Below are 17,045 nucleotides of genomic sequence, written 5' to 3'. Positions count from 1 at the left end.
TTTTTTCATGTATGTAATTACCTGCAATTAGTTCCATGTAAACTGCACATCATCGATGGCAGAAGACGGTCTGTTACCGGTGCCGGTAGTGGCGCCCAGCGAAATGATACGGATATAAACCTTATCGCTGATGTTATCCAGTCCGTTGCCGAAGTCAACGCTGATATTGTTGCTCACCGCAGTTTTGTTACCGGTAGTCATGATACCGGTTGCAGTACCTGGTTTGAAGCTGGTTGGATTGTCACCGGTGGCGTATTCCACAGCCCAGGTAGTGGTACGGGTGCTGGTAATATCCAGGGATTGTAACTTGAAGTTCATCTTCAGGTTTTTCTTACCGGTGGTGTTTTTGATTTCAAACACAAAAGACACGCCGGACTCCATGCTACCTGTCTGACGTACACCGATAGCGCGGTTAGTGGCGTTATTCTGGGTATTCTCGTCCATGGTAAAGTCGGTACCGGAAGCAAAGTTTTTAAAACCGAGACCTACATCTGCCCATTTTACCCGTGTTTTCTTGTAAGAGGTATCATTACCCAGGGAGCTGGCGGTAGCGCCGGAGCGCACCGTTACACCCATTGGCAGCAAGGTGTCGATACCGTCGAAGTTGAACAGCAACGGAGATGTTTTCAGTTCGATGTTGGTAGACGGAGGCGCTACTACCGCATTACGGTCGCCCGTCATTTTAGCCACATCGTTCACATCGCGGATCACCAGTTGGTTATCGCTGTTGAAGATGGTGTAAATACCGGTGAGCTCACCATTGCCTTTCGGTACTTTGGTTCCCGCGAAGTTCGCATAGCTGCTGGTACGGATCACCAGACCACCTATGGTGGTATCCTGGATACCGATACTTACATAAGCCTGGCCTTTGGTAGGATCTCCAAAAGTTTTGCTGGTATCAGCAATCACCACCTGTGCTTTTTTGATTTTCACCAGCATGTTCTGGTATTTGCCGTTCAGCTGGTCCAGGGCCAGTTCTACGGGTGTTACCACGTTGTTGGCGCTGCCGCCAACCAGGAAAGAATCGATCAGGGCCTGTGGTACACGTACCGGTTGTTTGGAGTCGTTTACACCGTAACCCAGTTCCAGCAGTCCTCCGTAGGCACCCAGGGTAAGACCTTTGGCTTTGATGAATACTTTACGGCCGATCGGATATTTAGCATTGATATTGGATGCATCCAGCTGGATGTTGATACCGGCGGTCTTATCCTGGATCACGATCTGTTTAAACAGGTTACCGGATCTGTCATCACCAATCACCACACCAGCCAATACCATATCATTGGTAATCAGCACCGGATCACCTTTGTACAGTGCCTGTAATTCAGCGATGGTAGCGGTAACAGCCAGATCAGGATCTCCGTTTTTATAAGGCGGTTCGTCGAAAGTCTTTTTACAACCGGCAACAACCAGGGCCAGCATCAACAATGCCCCGGAAAATTGTACGAATTGTTTATACAGTTTGTTCATTTGATATCTGTTTAATGATTTTAATAACTTTTTCTTTTCGGCATTACATGCGCAGGGCCAGGCTCACAAAGTAATTCAGGCCGTAAGCGTAGTAATATTTCGCAGGGAATTTGTTCACGTTTTTATCAGCATAGTCGAAACGCAGCTGCTCAAAACCACCGGTAATCATTTTTTTGTTGTTCAACAGGTTGTTGACACCAGCTGTAAACACCAGGGTAGACCTGATTTTACCGGTTTTCACGCGGAATGTTTTACCACCGAAAATGTCTACCGTAGTTTGACCCGGAAGCTGCTCCTGCGCCAGGATGCTTTTCCACAGATCGGAGCCTGGTTCTACGCCATCGGTAGCACGTTCTGTACGTCTGATAGGGTTCATCGCCACCCACATCTGATCGAAGTAGTTGACGTTCACATTCAGGAACCAGTATTTTTTAGCCTGGTAGTTCAATCCCACGGTGTAGGCCTCCTGCGGGGTTTGACCGATACGGAAGTTTTTGGCGTACACGGTTTCGTTGGCCAGTACGGCAGCGCTGTTATCAACGGTTACTACAGCATTCTGACGGGTGTTGTAGTAATAACGGCCGATGTTGGCGGCGGCTTTTACGCTCAGTCCTTTATAGATAGGGGCTTCCAGACCGATTTCCACGCCATAGTGTTCTTTACCGATATTGGTAAGGGCGTAGTTCACGAAGTTCTGATAGCTGTCATCATAATAGCTCAGTACGTCCATACCATCTTTGAAGTTGGTATAGTAACCATTGAGGCGGAATTTCAGTTTCTCCCAGTTCAGTACATAACCGGCTTCCACGTCAATCACCTGTTCAGAACGCACATCATTCTGGGCAGTGTTGCGGATACGGGGAGAAGTGAATACGCTCTCTACGAAAGGTGCGCGGGTGGAATACGAAGCGTTGGCGAACAGGTAGTTACGGCCATCGATTTTGTAGGTAATACCACCTTTAGCAGCATAGTTGATAAAGGTGTATACGGTGGATTTGCCCAGGGAATTTTCCGGATACAGGCCATTTCTTACGTTACCGGTTCTCCACATAGAAGTGGAAGAATAGGCGCCGGCCAGGAAAAAGTCGATGTGATCAAATTTGAAAACGGTCTGCATAAACGCTTTGGCTTCATTGATGCTCAGCGTATAGTCGTAACCGAATTTGTCGCCTTTTTGCAGGATACGGTTGGGGTTATCCAGGTCGTTCTGGTTAACGGTACCGTTGCCCGGGAAATCCCGTTCCGCAAACTGGTTCAGGTTTACGTAGTAATCGCCTCCCAGCAGATCGTTCACTTTTTTGAAGTTGTGGTCTTTCTGCACATTGTAGGAGATACCGGCAGTAAACTCGATATTCTTATCCAGGAAGGTGTTGTAAACGGAGTTGAAGTTTCCTTTCTGCGTGGCCGTGATCCTGTCTTCCAGGATATAACGGGAACGCAGCTGGCCGTCTTTTCCGAAGCTGTGGCGGTTTACATCGTACAGGTTGTCCCAGTTGATCTGACGCGCGTTGACGTCGTGTGTAAAGATGTCGGTGAGCTGTTGACGGGTAGCGTCGTCCGTTGCGTAGCTGGGGAGGTTACGGTAGTAGTCCGGGCGCGGGTCTGGAGCGTTGTACCAGTCCAGCGCAGTACGGGTACGGTCACCGAAGGAATAGGAGCCTGTTGTTTTCAGGCTGCTTTTGTTATTGATAGTCCATTCGTGGTTGAGGATAAAGTAAGGCTGGAAGTTGCTGGTGTAGTTAGCACTCCTTTTTTTGCCCTGCTGATAACCCCAGGAAGGATTATAGAAGTTGGTCCCTGCCAGGTCATACATCTCCTGTGTGGCAGCTGATTGTCCGCCATAAACCGTGGGTGTACCGAAGGTAGTGAAGGACAGCAGGTGATGTTTGTTGATTTTTTTGTCGATAGAGGCAAAGTAGGAAGCACCGTTATAGAAGGTACCATCTACATATCCTTCGCCTGCATAGCGGAAAGACCCGGCTACGGAAAACGCCCATCCGTTGGACATCAGGCCGGTTGACCAGCTGGCCATCACGCGGTTGTTGTAGTTACGGTTGGATTGTGCATAGCCTACGCTCAGTTCTTTGCTTTGTTTGGATGCGCGGGTGTCGATGTAGTTAGCACCGCCAATATCGCCATAGGCGAAGTCTATCGGGCGAAGACCGTTGCTGGTGATGCGGCTGCGCATCACGTCGTTGAGGCCACCCCACAAGCTCCAGGCCGTATAGCCGTTGGTGAGGTTTTTCACCGGCGCTCCGTTGATATAGGTATCAAAATACGAAGCGTCGTATCCGCGCAGTTTAAAGCGGGCGGCGTTGAAGTTAAAGACACCGGAATAATAAGGATCACGGCCGCCGTAGAGGATAGAAGAGATGCTCTGTCCGGATGAACCGGCAGTGTTGTCCGCATCATTTTCGTCCAATACAATCACGGGGATGTTGCTCCTGATATCTTCCTTCAGCTCTTGTGCTGCGATACTGTCTTTTTTCACCTGGGAAAAAGCACCGGGAGCAGCAAGCAGCAGGCTGATTCCGGCAAACAGTCTTTTGGAAAAAAACCTGGCAGATCTATTCATGCATTGAAGTTTGGTCAGATTTGTTGGTCATTCGGTATTATCACTGCAGGTTACAAACAGCATCGTGTTATACAGGGATAATTCTATTTTAGTTCGCGTTTTAAATTGCGCGGCAAATATAGGCATTTCACGCAAAGGGGCAAAGAAAGCAAAGCAATAAAGAAATGTTATTGATTCATTAACACAAGATAAAAACATACTGCGTCTTTTTGCTCTCTTTGCCCCTTTGCGTGAAAAACCTATATTTGCCCGCCAATAACACCGTAGACATGATCAGAAGAGGACTATTATGGTTATCCCTCTGCTTCGCCGCCACCTGTACCTATGCGCAAAGCAAGCAGTATAAAGTAATCAACATCGGCTTTTACAACCTGGAAAATTTTTACGACACCACCCATCAGGCCGGGGTCAATGATTATGAATTTCTCCCGCAGGGCCAGAAACGTTATACCGGTGAAGTTTATCTTGATAAAGTAAAAAATCTCGCCGGCGTCATTAAGGAAATAGGCACCGATATATCCCCGGAAGGCCTTACCATCCTGGGTGTAGCGGAGATTGAAACCAGGGGTGTACTCGAAGATCTGACACAGCACCCGTTATTGAAAGAAAGAGGTTATGATATTATACACTACAACTCACCTGATGCACGCGGTGTAGATGTAGGCCTGCTATATAATCCACGGCATTTCACCGTAGAACACAGCGCGGCTTTACCCGTGGAGCTGCCTGCCGATGCTTCGGGCAGCCGGCATAAAACCAGGGATGTATTGTGGGTGAAAGGTAACCTCGACGGGCAAACGCTGCATGTACTGGTGAACCACTGGCCATCCCGGCTGGGCGGGGAAGCGGCGTCGGCTCACCTGCGGGCGATTGCGGCCAATGTATGCCGTCATCTGATTGATTCGCTGTATGAGCAGGACCCTGCCGCCAATGTTGTGGTGATGGGCGATCTGAACGATAATCCGACCAACGAAAGCGTCACGAAAGTGCTGAAAGCGGGTGGCAACCCCGAAAAACTGAAGAAGGGTGAACTGTTTAATCCCTGGGTGTCCTACTATAACAAAGGTATTGGCACCCTCGCCTACCAGGATGCCTGGGCTTTGTTCGATCAGATCATCATCTCCCAAAACCTGTTATCTAAAAAAGAAGGACAGTTCCGTTTTTATAAAGCCAATATCTTCAAAAGAGAAGATATGATCCAGACGACCGGCCGTTATAAGGGGTATCCTAAACGGACCTACGATTTTGACAACTATGCGGGCGGGTTCTCCGACCACTTCCCGACTTATATTTCGCTGATTAAAGCGATTGAATAACGACATTGCTACAGCAGGCCGGGTCAGGTGCCCGGCTTGTTCTCCATTTGTTTAATGATATTGTTGACCTCCGCTTCTGTAGCCCGCAATTTCTGCTGGCAGAATTCAATCAGTATGGAAGCTCTTTTTACCTTCTCAGCCAGGACATCCACCGAAACGGTTTCGTTCTCTATTTCTTCCGCGATCTGTTGCAGTTCGGTGTAGGCTGCTTCATATGTCAGTTCCTGATTCATCATGTGGTGTTTTAGCGGTAACGGTGGCTTCCAGGGAAGCGTCATGCAGCCGTATGGTAATAGGGCTACCGGTTTCCACGGGAAGGGCGCTGTTAATAATTTTATCGCCTGCGTATACAATGGCAAAGCCGCGTTTCAGTATGTTGACAGGGCTCATGAGTTTAAATAAAGTGTCGTAGTGTGCCAGTTGTCCGCGCCGGTTCTGCATAAACAGCCGGTTAAAGGAGCGGATATTGGCCGTGATATTCTGTAAATCGTTCTGTTTACCGGCTATCACCACCCTGGGCCGGGCCAGTATGGCGCCGGTGAGCGTGAGCAGTTCCCGTTGGTGATGCTGTAATACCGACCGGGAACCATGCGACACCACATTGTGATAATCGCGCAGCATTTCCCCCTGCCGGTGCAGGATGGTGCGGGTTTCATTGATCACCACCGAATTCAGTTGCGACAATGCCTGATAATGACCGGAAAATAACTGCTGTGCTTTGATGAGGATGTTTTGTTGCAGTCCCGATACGGCATCTTCAAAGGCCTTGTTATGGGCAATAATCAGCTCCGCCGCCTTGGTAGGCGTTTTCACGGGACTATGTGCCATCATGTCGGTGATGGTTTCATTTTTCTGGTGACCGATACCGGTGATAACAGGAATGGGAAATTTGGCTACCGCTCTTCCCAGCAGAAAGGTATCAAACAGGAGGAAATCCGTTTGCGCGCCGCCACCGCGGATAATTACCACCGCATCGTAGGGTATGCCGCTGTTGTACACATCTATCAGCCGCTGTTGTACCAGTTCCGCTTTGGATTCGCCCTGTACCACGGTAAAATAGGTATCTACCTGGAACGTATAGCCGAAACGGTTAGTTTCCAGCGTATGCCGGAAATCCTGGAAACCCGCCGAGTTCCCGGAGGTAATGATCGCCAGTTTTTGAATGACGGCGCGGAAGGCCAACTGGTTGTTGCGGGTAATGTACCGGTCGCCCACTTTGCGGATATAGTCGGAACACTCAACCAGCAGCCGTTGTAAGGTCTGTTGTTTCTGTTGTTCCAGTACGCCGATGGTGAAGTTGGTATCGATATCCAGCAGGGTAATTTGCAGGCCGTGCACCTGGTGGTAGTTGACGCTCACTTTCACCAGTACATGAATATCATTTTTAAACTGCTGGCCGGTCACATATTCAAATTCGCGGATACGGATACCGCCGTTGCCCCAGGCTACGGCAGCGACTTTTGCCACGATAGCGTTGGAGTGGGTGTCTTTCTCCACCAGATCAAAATAGTGATACCCTTTCTGGGCATAGAAAGCGTGATTGGTCACATCAGCCACTACCCAATAGCTTTGTTCTCCGAATACGTTGGAGATAGCCTGCTGGATCTTGCCGGTGAGCGCAGAAAGTTTTATGGTTTCGGATGCCGTCATGGATGACTGTAAAGATAAGGAAAAGCGCTGGCATACCGCGTATCTTTACCGTAGCGCCGGTTGCAGGATGCGCTGAATGGTCGCGCTTTTCAGCTCTTTCCCGATAAATACCAGCGTAGATACCGGCGGTGTATCCTCCCAGTTACCCGCAGGCACGATGCTGAGGTAGTTACCCGTAGATTGTACCAGGTATTTCTCCGGATCATCCTTTACCGCTACATACCCTTTGATGCGGTATAACTGGTCCGTATATACGTTAAAATGCATTTCCAGCACAAACACCAGCATTTGCAGGTCAAACGGCCGGGGTGATTCAAACAATACGGTATTGATTTTATGCGGTGTTTTTACTGCAGGATCTGCCGCCACAGCGGGCATACGGCGTTCGGATGGTCGCACGTCGCCTATGGGTACCTGTCCATCTGCCGTAGCGGTGATATAGGCGAATGGATTAATATTTTCCAGCAATTGTTGCAATCGCACCTGTTCGGGTACCGGCAGGTCCGTTGTTTTGTTAAGGATAATTACATCGGCACAGGAAACCTGCTTACCGACTTCCGTCACCTGTTCCAGGCGGGTTTCCACGTTTTCCGCATCTACCACACAGATGGTGGAAACCAGCTGATAACGTGCTTTCACATCCGGAATACTGAACATACCGATGATGTTACCCGCATCCGCAATGCCGGTGGTTTCAATGAAAAGCTGGTCTGGCAGCTCTTTCAGCCGTAGTATGTTGCCCAATACTTCCAGCAGTTCATTGTCCAGCGAGCAACAGATGCAGCCATTGGTCAGTTCATATACGTTCTCTATCTGCGCCGTCACCAGCGAAGCGTCGATATTCACTTTGCCGAATTCATTTTCTATAACGATGTTGCGATACGCCTGGCTTTGTTGCAGCAAACTATTGAGCAGCGTGGTTTTGCCTGCCCCCAGGAAACCGGTGAGCAGGTATACGGGAATGGGTTTATTTTTTTGCATGTTTATCACGATAAAATTTCAGGAACCAGATACCGGCAGCTATCAGCGGAAGACTCAACAGTTGACCCATATTGAGCAGGTACCCGTTTTCAAACACCTCCTGGTTTTCTTTCACGAATTCAATGATAAAACGTGCACTGAATACCAATACCAGGAAAAGGCCGAAAAGATAACCCGGGTGTTCCATTCCTTTGTTTTTTTTATATAGGAAGATGATAATGCCGAAGATAAGGAGGTAGCAGATCGTTTCATAGAGCTGCGCCGGATGACGGGGAAGATTATCATGTTTTGTAAACACTACTGCCCACGGCAGCTGTGAAGGCCGGCCAACGATCTCCGAATTAAAAAAGTTGCCGATCCTTACCCAGGCGCCTGCCAGCGGCACCACTATCGCCAACCTGTCCAGCAGCCATAACAGGGGTACCTGGTAGCGGCGGGCAAACAAGGCCACTGCCGTGAGTATACCGATAGCCCCGCCGTGACTGGCGAGTCCCTGGTAACCCGTCCACGAAAAATGCCCGTTCTCCCAACGGAAAGGCAATACTATCTCCGACAGGTGATGCCGGAAATAGCTCCACTCATAAAACAGGCAATGTCCCAATCTTGCACCGACGATGGTGCCCACTACCACGTATACCAGCAGCCGGTCCAGTAATGCTTTGTCTTTCCCTTCCCGGTCAAATATGTACCGCATGATAAAATAACTGGCTATAAAGGCCACCATAAACGCTACGCTGTAGTAGCGCAATGCAAAACCACCGATGCGGAATATTTCCGGCGATGGACCCCAGGTGATGTATAACATCGGATTCTCAACTTGCAACATTGTTGCAAATATACTAAGTTCACACAAAAATAATTTGCAACATCGATGCATTTATTTTGCAGCGGTTATTTTTGTGCACCACAAACCTGTATATGAAAAGAAGAGACTTTTTCCGCAACACCGCCCTGGGGGCTTTGGGCGCGGCATTCACCGCACCGCTCCGTGCGATCGGACAAACAACAGCATCTGCCAGGAACATCATTTTTATGGTGAGCGACGGCATGAGCAACGGTACCCTGACGATGGCGAGCCTGCTGCGGCAACGTAAGGAAGGTAAACAAAGCCACTGGCTGCAACTGTATGAAAGCGGTAAGGCCACCCGGGCGCTGATGAGCACTGCCTCCGCTACCTCGCTGGTCACGGATTCCGCCGCCGGCAGTTCCGCCTGGGGCGGCGGTGTACGGGTACCCAATGGTAGCCTCAACGTAGGCGCTGATGGCACGCATTACACGCCTATCCTGCAAAAATTCAAAAAAGCCGGCAGGGCTACCGGTTGCGTTACTACGGTACCCATCACCCATGCCACGCCGGCAGGCTTTTGTATCAATAACAGTCACCGGGGCGATATGGGCGAAATCGCCCTGCAATACCTCCCCCTGCAATTTGATGTGATGCTGGGTGGCGGCCGCGAATACTTCCTGGCCAGTCACCGCAAGGACAAACAGGACCTGCTGCAACAGTACCAAAACAACGGCTATACGGTTATAGACAACCGCGATGCATTACTGCAACTACCTGCTGCCAACAGCTCACCAGTGCTGGGCGTATTCTGCGAAAACGGTCTCCCCTACGCACTGGACCGGGAACAGGATACCACCCTGCAACAGCAGATACCTACCCTCGCTGAAATGACGACACAAGCCATCCGGCGCTTATCCAAACATCCGAAAGGATTTATGTTACAGGTGGAAGGCGGAAAAGTAGACTGGGCCGCCCACGCCAATGATGCCGCCGCCCTGCTGTACGATCAGCTGGCCTTCGACGACGCGGTTAAAGTGGCGCTGGATTTTGCAGCTACCGACAAAAACACGCTCGTGATCATCACTACCGACCATGGCAATGCCAATCCGGGTTTGTATTACAGTGATAAAGCCAACAGCAACTTTGATAAGCTGCATACCATGCGGCATACCAACGACTGGATACTCAACGGTATCCAACGCAGCACCACGCCGGCCGCCCTGATAGAACGCATAGAACATGCACAGGGCCTGGTAATCACGCCGGCAGAAGCCGGCTCCCTGCTGGCCCATTATTCACAACTGGATGGGGACGGGCTATACAATCCCCGTAAGTTGCCCTTCAAGGAACTCGCCATGATACAAAGCGCCTACACCTCCATTAACTGGGGCGGCATGGACCATACGGCTGATTATGTGGAACTGGCCATGACAGGACCGGGCAGCGAGTTATTGCCGCCCTTTGTAAAAAATACAGACTTACATCCGTTTATATTGAAGCATGCAGGTATTTGATTTACGGATTTTGGAATTTACGGACTCCTGATTTAAATATTTAAATGCAACAAATATCGACATCATATAACATGATCTTCGATTCATTAAATCCCGAAATCCGTAAATTCCAAAATCCGTAAATCAAATACCCAAATAACTAAATAACCAAATACCCAAATATTTCTATCTTTGGCGGCATGTCACTTTTTATCACGTCATTGAACTCGGGGAGCAACGGAAACTGCTACTATATTGGTAACGGGCAGGAAGCAGTATTGATTGATGCCGGCATTTCCTGCCGGGAAACAGAGAAGCGGATGACCCGCCTGGGACTGTCGATGACTAAAGTGAAAGCCATTTTTATCTCCCACGAACATACGGATCATATCAGAGGTGTAACCGTGCTGGCTAAAAAGCATCAGTTGCCCGTATATATCACCCAAAGCACGATGGCAGGCGGTAACCTTGCCCTGCAAAGGGTCATGCCTTTCACCGCGTATACCCCGGTGCAAATCGGCGGACTTACCGTCACCGCTTTTCCCAAGCATCACGACGCTGTGGAGCCTCACAGCTTCATTGTATCCGGCAACCAGGTGACCATAGGCGTATTTACCGATATCGGCGCACCCTGCGACCACCTGCTGCATCACTTCAAACAATGCCATGCCGCTTTCCTGGAAGCCAATTACGACGAACAAATGCTGGAACAGGGCCGGTATCCATACTACCTGAAAAACCGTATCCGGGGCGGGAAAGGGCACTTGTCCAACCGCCAGGCACTGGAGATTTTTACGCAGCATCGCCCGGCTTTTATGACACACCTGTTACTCTCCCACTTGTCGCAGGACAATAACAACCCTACCCTCGTACAGGAAATGTTTGATCAGCATGCCAACGGTACCCGGATTATTGTGGCATCCCGGCATATGGAGACGGCCATCTTCCAGGTAGAGGCTACCAGCTTTGCGGACTCGCCTGCAATATCGCCGCTATAATATACACCAGTGGCGGCGCCGCCAGGAATACATATTTCCAGACCGCGCGTTTTTTGCCACGCAGTAACCCTACCAGTACAACGATGTAACATATCAGTACTATCCCCAGGACAGGGATCAGGAAAAAAGACATAAAGAGCAAACGATCTGAATAATCCCAGATATCATATGCATTATAAGTTCGCTTCCACACGCGGGGAACTAAATTTTGAGCGGTCAGATAGGCTTCAAACGCCGATTTTTCCGTAAAACGATGCACGGAACAATCCGGCTCATTGATCACATAAAAAGTGGAATCATCTCCCCCGATAATACAATCCTTGTAAAAATACCAGGTAGCCAGCGGTACAGGGTCTTTCAGGGAATCACATTGCACTCCCCAGAACAAGGCGCGGGCGGGGGCTGTTCCATCCCATTCCATTTTATTACCTCCCGGGGTAGATTTTTCCCAGGCCGACAATCCTCCTGCATAGGTGGGGTAAACAAGCAGCAGACAGCTGCATAACAACAACAGACGTAAACAGTTTTTCATGAATTTTATAGAATAGCGTTAAAGATACACAAATCTGCTGGCATACTTATGGCGACTGTCCGTTATAAACCTTGCAGCTATGAACACAACAACAGCCACCGTAGAGACACTCAACGATCTCATCGGCATTAACAACGACCGTATCTCCGGTTACGAAAAAGCGTTGAAGGACAATAAGGGCCATGATACCGATCTGAAAGCCCTTTTCACGCATATGATCGATGAAAGCCGCACCATGCGGAATGCGCTGGGGAAAGAAGTACAGGGATTAGGAGGTGAAATGGAAACAGGCACTACCACCGGCGGAAAACTCTACCGCGCCTGGATGGAGCTAAAGAGTGTGTTTACCGGTCACGACCGCCACGCCATCCTGTCCGACTGTGAAACCGAAGAAGACGCCGCCATGCGCGCCTATTCACAGGCTTTACAGGAAGAACACCTGCCGGCATATCTACGCGAACTGCTGACGGCACAACGGTCTATCCTGAAAACAGAGCACGACAAAATAAAAAAGATGCGTGACGTGCAGGCCTAAACGTAACCTGCTATAATAACTCTTTTGACGCCAATACTTTAGCAGCGGGATTTTTTATCTTAGTGGTAGCATATCCCAAATGAAGCCTTATGTTATCACTACCGAAAAACCTGCTACGGTTGGCTGCGCACCTGCTCAAAGCCATCTGGTTATTTTTCCCCGGCATTATCTTCCTGCTGCTGATCGTTTTTATCTGCTGGTCGCTGGACCAGGGCAAAGACGTGGTGGTAGCCTACACCGAAAATACCTACCGCGAACGGATACTGTTTTTCCTCGCCATCGGATTTTGGGTGTACGTGAGCTGGTATTCCTCCCGTATCATCGCCTACATCAAACGTACCCGCCTGATAGCCGACCTGCGGGACGAAGCCAGGATTACCGACGCCGCCGCTAACAAAGCCTACAGTGAGCAAAATCAACGATTTCCCCTGAGCCAGTTTTTTCTTGACGAATCTCCGCGGGTACTGGGTCACTGCTGTTTCCTGCTGCTGGAACTGGCCATGCTACAATCACCGGTATTGGTCCATCCGTTGAGCAGCACCGGCTGCTGGATTATTTTCGCAGCGGCGCTCACCCTGCTGTATTTTCTCAACAAACCACTGAGTCAGCTTTCCCTGCAGCCTGCTTTCCGGAAAGTGTTTATGGTATTGCTTTTATCATGGCTGGCAGCCACTATTGCCACCAGTTTTATTCCGCGTATCAGCATACTGCTGTTACTGACGCTGCTGGTGCTGCTGCACGCCCTTTTCCTGCTATACACGCACCTGCGGCGGGTAGAGCTGGACATCTCCGCACGGAAAAGCATGTTGCTCACCCATACGCCGCTGGACACCCTGATGCGTTACTTTTTTATTCCGCGTACTGAAAAAAGTTTCTTCCGCTGGTTTATTTTCATCGGCGGGGCAGCGCTGGTTACCTATGTGGCAGCTATTTACAGCCTGAACTTCGCAAGGCGGCTGGGGCCATTCCCCTTTATGTTGCTTGCATTCGGCATGTTGTTGTTATTTGGCAACATTATCACCGCATTGTCTGTGCGCTACCGCATCAGTTTACATGTGCTTTTTATCATTGCTGCACTGATCTTTGGGTTAAAAGAAACCCACTATGTAAAACTGACGAATGCTCCCAACGGCAACCAATACAATAACAGGCCTTCGCTGGACACTTACCTGCGGTCCTGGCTGCAAACCCGCCCAGTGATGGCCGATAGTAGTTACGATGTATATTTTGTGATGGCTAATGGAGGCGCCTCCCGCTCTGCCTACTGGACCGCTGCGGTACTCGGGGAAATAGAAGACGCCAGTATCCGTCAACATCCGGAGGACAGATTTTCCCGCCACCTGTTTTGCCTTTCCGGTACTTCCGGCGGCGGTGTGGGCGTAGCCACCTTCTTTTCCATGCTGCGGGACCGGATGCATCAGCAGCCGCTGTATGCCAAATCGGCTATGACTTACCTGAAACAGGACTATTTCAGCTATACTTTTGCCCGGATGCTGGGGCCTGATTTTTTCCGGTATATGATCCGTACTTCCCGGGCGGGCGACCGGGCCGCGGCGCTGGAAGAGTCTTTTGAACGCAGTACCGGCGTAGCCGGCGACTCCCTCTACCGTGTACCGTTTGATGCAGCGTTATCGTCGTTCCCTGCCATGCGGGCAGATACCGTCTTCCTGCCGGTATTGTGCATCAATACCACGCGCATGCAGGATGGCAATCCCGGTGTAGTCACTAACCTGCAACTCGATGCGGGTATTTTTAACAACCGGGTAGATGTACTCAGTTTATTACGTCACGATTCGGATATTACCATCACCTCCGGTGCTATACTGGGAGCCCGGTTTCCTTACCTGAGCCCGGCCGGCCGCATACAGGACCAATACTTCGTAGACGGCGGTTACTTCGATAATTCCGGCGCCGGCGTTATCCAGGAAATCATCCGTGGCATTATCAACATAGGAGAAGACGACCGGCACCTGCATGGGGACAGTAGCCTGTTATATCAACAAATCAGCCGTCTGCACTTTAAAGTGCTGCACATTACCAATAGTCCCGTTATTCCGGGTAAAGAACATTTCCATTCAGTAGCACCGATTAAAAATGATCTCTTTGCCCCGATACTGACCATCGCCGGCGCTTATGGTATGCAGACTACGGTCAACGATATACGGCTTTCACACTATGTCAGCGATATCAATGACTACTACTACAAAAAAGCTTCGTACATACAGATACCGCTGTATAAAGACAGTCTCGAATGGCAACAGGACCCATTAAGAAAAAGGTTCCCCCAGGGAGAACCTTCTTACACGATGAATTGGTTTATGTCGGATACAACGATCCGGAGAATTGATATACGGCTGGCTAATAACCCTGCGCTAAGCGGGTTTATCGCCACATTGAAATAAGGACGAGTATTATTTTACAGACATCCTGCGGTAACGTTTGTAACCCCACCAGCCCAATACTGCCATGATAAGCAGGGGCCATATCTGTACGAAAAACAGCAGCAGATCGCGCAATAAATTCGCGCCATCCACTATGGCTGTACGTAGTTCTGTGCCAAATCCGGCGCGGGCTACATAACGCGGATTAATAATCGTTTCCATGCTGGCGGCCTGTGATTGGAACAGTTCCACCGTGAAGGTAGCGTAGGTTACATCATCGAGCATTTTCAGGTTGGAAATACTTCTGTCTACTTTTGTTTCTTCCTGTTGGTCCTGGTATTGCGCTACATCCAGTGTGGTATTTTTTTTACCGGCAACGATCTTAGCAGTATGTTGTCCTACCCTTTTATTCTTTAGTGCATTGGCCAGGTAAGCCAGGGTGTAATCCTGATCCCTCATCGCGCGGGTATCAATAAAAGCGGCCATGGAAGTAAGGGTGGTCACTACGGAATCCAAACTGGCTACCGGCACGCGTAGCGTGAGATTGGCAGTAGGCGTATATAACTGCATTCTTTTCAGTGAGTCGGCAGTATAAGGAAGATCGTATTGCCCGGCATATTGATTTTTCATGGTGCTTTCTACCACAATACCCTGTACGGACGACACGACCTGTTCCATGCGGGTAGAAGCGCGGAACACGTCCGTCACCCGGCAACGTACATCTGCCGTACGTACGCGTTTACGGGAAGCGGAAGTTAAGGAAGTAATATCAGCGGGAAAGTCTGTGGAATCGGCGGATGCAACATACTGATCAGCGTTTTGGGGGGCAGTGGAAGCGGCATCTTCACGATAGCCTGGTTTACCACAGGCAGCAAGGGCCAGCGTGGGAATAACTACATAACGGATGGGTATACGCATAAAGGATAATTTTCCGTTTATACCCATAAACCGCAAAAGGTAACCTTTAAAAAATGTTAAAAAAATAAGGGGCGTTCAAACAAAGAGAAATAAAGTTATCTTCCGGAGATGAAAACAAACCTCCGCCTTATTACAACCGGTTTTGGTATATGGATGCTGAGTGCTTGTGGTGAACAAAAAGAATATGGTCCTTTTACGGTAGTAACGAGCAAACAACGATACAACAACTGGGATACGGGCAGTAAAAGAGAATCCTTCAATTACCGCATCCGTTACAAAGGCCGGAATATTTCGCCGGCAGATGTGACCAACCGTATCAATGAATCGGGGTACTATATAAATGTACAACCGCTGGATAGTCTGCCGGGCAAGCTATTGGTGCATATTGCACAAAATTTCAACGCGCCTGTTTACCTGGTAGATGAACAACAGGGAAAACCACATTACTGGTTTCTGTATAATAACAGTGCCCAGATTGTTTATCCGTTGATACAGGGCCGATACCTGGTGTATGAAAAAACGTTCTCTCCGGAGGAAGGTTATTTTCAAAACATCATCTTCGATTTATCAACAGACAAACAGCGTGCTTACCGTATGCCGGTTACTTCCGTGGCATACGACCTCGCGCCCAACCAGCAAGCCGTTGCCGCCATCGGTGGTTTCTTTGATAAGGACACCTGCCGTATTTACACGATTAACCTTACAGATAACAGCGTTACCAGTGAGCCGCTGCCAACGGCGCTGCAACAGCTGTTCCGCGAAAAACTCAATGACCGGCTCACCCCTGCCGACCGCAAAGCCTTATTCAATCGCTATTTCCGCTGGGAGCAGCAAAACGGCAAATACCAGGTGCAATATAAACCCTAATCGACCCGCGAAGGACTGACCCCAAAACGTTTACTGAATTCCTTACTAAAATGCTGCACGGTAGTGTATCCTGTTTCATACGCGACCGCCGTTACAGACAATTCTTTTTTCTTCAATAGCTGCCATGCCAGCAATAACCGGTAATCCCGCAGATAACCAAATACGCTGTTGTTAAATACTTTCCTGAATCCTGCCTTTAATTTAAACTCATTGAGCCCGGTTTGCCGCACCAGTTGTGACAAACAAGGCGGATGCTGAATATCCGCCAGCAAAAATTCCTTTGCTGCATGTATTTTTCGTATATCCGTTTCAGATAGCTTTATATTTTTTCCGGCGGATGACTGTATTGATTGCTGTCGTTCATAGTGCATGATGAGCAGTTCCAGTGCTTTTTTCTGCCGGTAAAGATCTTTGATGCGGCCCTGATCCGGTATGTCGTCCACCTTTACTTCTTCATATATATTAACAGGATGCTGTGTCAGCTGTATGCCGGTATTATTTCCCAATATGCTATTCATAAAAAAATCCGTTTAACGTAAATG

At 49.2% G+C, this 17,045-nt stretch carries 15 protein-coding genes; 6 read left to right on the top strand and 9 right to left on the bottom strand.

Translation table 11 applies throughout. From position 1 onward, the window contains the following. Positions 1-27: 27 nt before the first annotated feature. Entirely contained in the window at positions 28-1,470 is a 1,443-nt protein-coding gene (locus ICL07_RS28005) for a DUF5689 domain-containing protein (RefSeq protein WP_188091377.1), read from the bottom strand. Between the two features lie 43 nt (positions 1,471-1,513). Then, positions 1,514-4,045: a TonB-dependent receptor gene (locus ICL07_RS28000; protein WP_188091376.1), complete on the bottom strand. Its 2,532-nt coding sequence runs from the start codon at positions 4,043-4,045 to the stop codon at positions 1,514-1,516. Positions 4,046-4,314: 269 nt separating this feature from the next. On the opposite strand from ICL07_RS28000, the gene ICL07_RS27995 reads away from it, so the two are divergent. Continuing rightward, entirely contained in the window at positions 4,315-5,361 is a 1,047-nt protein-coding gene (locus ICL07_RS27995; RefSeq protein WP_188091375.1) for an endonuclease/exonuclease/phosphatase family protein, read from the top strand. A gap of 23 nt (positions 5,362-5,384) precedes the next feature. Here ICL07_RS27995 and xseB read toward each other — a convergent pair whose 3' ends face one another. The 4 genes from xseB to lgt are packed head-to-tail and all read right to left on the bottom strand — an operon-like array spanning position 5,385 to position 8,818. Beyond that, on the bottom strand, positions 5,385-5,597 hold the full coding sequence (gene xseB, locus ICL07_RS27990) for an exodeoxyribonuclease VII small subunit (protein ID WP_246485189.1): 213 nt from the start codon (positions 5,595-5,597) through the stop codon (positions 5,385-5,387). Next, on the bottom strand, positions 5,572-7,011 hold the full coding sequence (gene xseA, locus ICL07_RS27985) for an exodeoxyribonuclease VII large subunit (RefSeq protein WP_188091374.1): 1,440 nt from the start codon (positions 7,009-7,011) through the stop codon (positions 5,572-5,574). Before xseA ends, xseB begins: the two co-directional genes overlap by 26 nt. Positions 7,012-7,056: 45 nt before the next feature. Beyond that, positions 7,057-7,992: a CobW family GTP-binding protein gene (locus ICL07_RS27980; protein ID WP_188091373.1), complete on the bottom strand. Its 936-nt coding sequence runs from the start codon at positions 7,990-7,992 to the stop codon at positions 7,057-7,059. Continuing rightward, complete coding sequence (lgt, locus tag ICL07_RS27975) at positions 7,979-8,818, bottom strand: prolipoprotein diacylglyceryl transferase (RefSeq protein WP_223152126.1); 840 nt, start codon at positions 8,816-8,818, stop codon at positions 7,979-7,981. Before lgt ends, ICL07_RS27980 begins: the two co-directional genes overlap by 14 nt. 92 nt (positions 8,819-8,910) lie before the next feature. On the opposite strand from lgt, the gene ICL07_RS27970 reads away from it, so the two are divergent. Next, positions 8,911-10,293 carry an alkaline phosphatase gene (locus tag ICL07_RS27970; protein ID WP_188091372.1) on the top strand — a complete coding sequence of 461 codons (1,383 nt, stop codon included), beginning with the start codon at positions 8,911-8,913 and terminating at the stop codon, positions 10,291-10,293. Positions 10,294-10,472: 179 nt separating this feature from the next. Beyond that, positions 10,473-11,270 carry an MBL fold metallo-hydrolase gene (locus ICL07_RS27965; protein WP_188091371.1) on the top strand — a complete coding sequence of 266 codons (798 nt, stop codon included), beginning with the start codon at positions 10,473-10,475 and terminating at the stop codon, positions 11,268-11,270. Here the strand turns inward: ICL07_RS27965 and ICL07_RS27960 are convergent. Then, the gene (locus ICL07_RS27960) at positions 11,230-11,802 is read right to left on the bottom strand and encodes a hypothetical protein (RefSeq protein WP_188091370.1); all 573 of its coding nucleotides are present in this window, start codon (positions 11,800-11,802) and stop codon (positions 11,230-11,232) included. The genes ICL07_RS27965 and ICL07_RS27960 overlap by 41 nt on opposite strands. A gap of 79 nt (positions 11,803-11,881) precedes the next feature. Between ICL07_RS27960 and ICL07_RS27955 the strand changes: the two genes are divergently transcribed. Further along, positions 11,882-12,337: a PA2169 family four-helix-bundle protein gene (locus tag ICL07_RS27955; RefSeq protein WP_188091369.1), complete on the top strand. Its 456-nt coding sequence runs from the start codon at positions 11,882-11,884 to the stop codon at positions 12,335-12,337. An 89-nt stretch (positions 12,338-12,426) separates the two neighbouring features. Continuing rightward, complete coding sequence (locus tag ICL07_RS27950) at positions 12,427-14,739, top strand: patatin-like phospholipase family protein (RefSeq protein ID WP_188091368.1); 2,313 nt, start codon at positions 12,427-12,429, stop codon at positions 14,737-14,739. Between the two features lie 9 nt (positions 14,740-14,748). Here ICL07_RS27950 and ICL07_RS27945 read toward each other — a convergent pair whose 3' ends face one another. After that, on the bottom strand, positions 14,749-15,636 hold the full coding sequence (locus tag ICL07_RS27945) for a DUF4349 domain-containing protein (RefSeq protein ID WP_188091367.1): 888 nt from the start codon (positions 15,634-15,636) through the stop codon (positions 14,749-14,751). Between the two features lie 108 nt (positions 15,637-15,744). Here ICL07_RS27945 and ICL07_RS27940 point away from each other — a divergent pair, with 108 nt between their 5' ends. After that, positions 15,745-16,503 (top strand): hypothetical protein, encoded by a 759-nt coding sequence (locus tag ICL07_RS27940; RefSeq protein WP_188091366.1) that lies wholly within the window; start codon positions 15,745-15,747, stop codon positions 16,501-16,503. Here the strand turns inward: ICL07_RS27940 and ICL07_RS27935 are convergent. Next, on the bottom strand, positions 16,500-17,021 hold the full coding sequence (locus ICL07_RS27935; RefSeq protein WP_188091365.1) for a helix-turn-helix transcriptional regulator: 522 nt from the start codon (positions 17,019-17,021) through the stop codon (positions 16,500-16,502). The genes ICL07_RS27940 and ICL07_RS27935 overlap by 4 nt on opposite strands. Between the last annotated feature and the right edge of the window lie 24 nt (positions 17,022-17,045).

Origin of the sequence: Chitinophaga qingshengii (assembly GCF_014529935.1) — a bacterium.
GTDB lineage: Bacteria > Bacteroidota > Bacteroidia > Chitinophagales > Chitinophagaceae > Chitinophaga > Chitinophaga qingshengii.
This window is presented reverse-complemented; position numbering and strand designations above follow the sequence as displayed.

Coding starts and splice junctions, on each gene's coding strand:
- ICL07_RS27935 (WP_188091365.1), bottom strand. CDS start 17,021: ATGAATAGCATATTGGGAAATAATACCGGCATACAGCTGACACAGCAT.
- ICL07_RS27995 (WP_188091375.1), top strand. CDS start 4,315: ATGATCAGAAGAGGACTATTATGGTTATCCCTCTGCTTCGCCGCCACC.
- ICL07_RS27960 (WP_188091370.1), bottom strand. CDS start 11,802: ATGAAAAACTGTTTACGTCTGTTGTTGTTATGCAGCTGTCTGCTGCTT.
- lgt (WP_223152126.1), bottom strand. CDS start 8,818: ATGTTGCAAGTTGAGAATCCGATGTTATACATCACCTGGGGTCCATCG.
- ICL07_RS27970 (WP_188091372.1), top strand. CDS start 8,911: ATGAAAAGAAGAGACTTTTTCCGCAACACCGCCCTGGGGGCTTTGGGC.
- ICL07_RS27980 (WP_188091373.1), bottom strand. CDS start 7,992: ATGCAAAAAAATAAACCCATTCCCGTATACCTGCTCACCGGTTTCCTG.
- ICL07_RS28005 (WP_188091377.1), bottom strand. CDS start 1,470: ATGAACAAACTGTATAAACAATTCGTACAATTTTCCGGGGCATTGTTG.
- ICL07_RS27965 (WP_188091371.1), top strand. CDS start 10,473: ATGTCACTTTTTATCACGTCATTGAACTCGGGGAGCAACGGAAACTGC.
- ICL07_RS27955 (WP_188091369.1), top strand. CDS start 11,882: ATGAACACAACAACAGCCACCGTAGAGACACTCAACGATCTCATCGGC.
- ICL07_RS28000 (WP_188091376.1), bottom strand. CDS start 4,045: ATGAATAGATCTGCCAGGTTTTTTTCCAAAAGACTGTTTGCCGGAATC.
- ICL07_RS27940 (WP_188091366.1), top strand. CDS start 15,745: ATGAAAACAAACCTCCGCCTTATTACAACCGGTTTTGGTATATGGATG.
- ICL07_RS27945 (WP_188091367.1), bottom strand. CDS start 15,636: ATGCGTATACCCATCCGTTATGTAGTTATTCCCACGCTGGCCCTTGCT.
- xseB (WP_246485189.1), bottom strand. CDS start 5,597: ATGATGAATCAGGAACTGACATATGAAGCAGCCTACACCGAACTGCAA.
- xseA (WP_188091374.1), bottom strand. CDS start 7,011: ATGACGGCATCCGAAACCATAAAACTTTCTGCGCTCACCGGCAAGATC.
- ICL07_RS27950 (WP_188091368.1), top strand. CDS start 12,427: ATGTTATCACTACCGAAAAACCTGCTACGGTTGGCTGCGCACCTGCTC.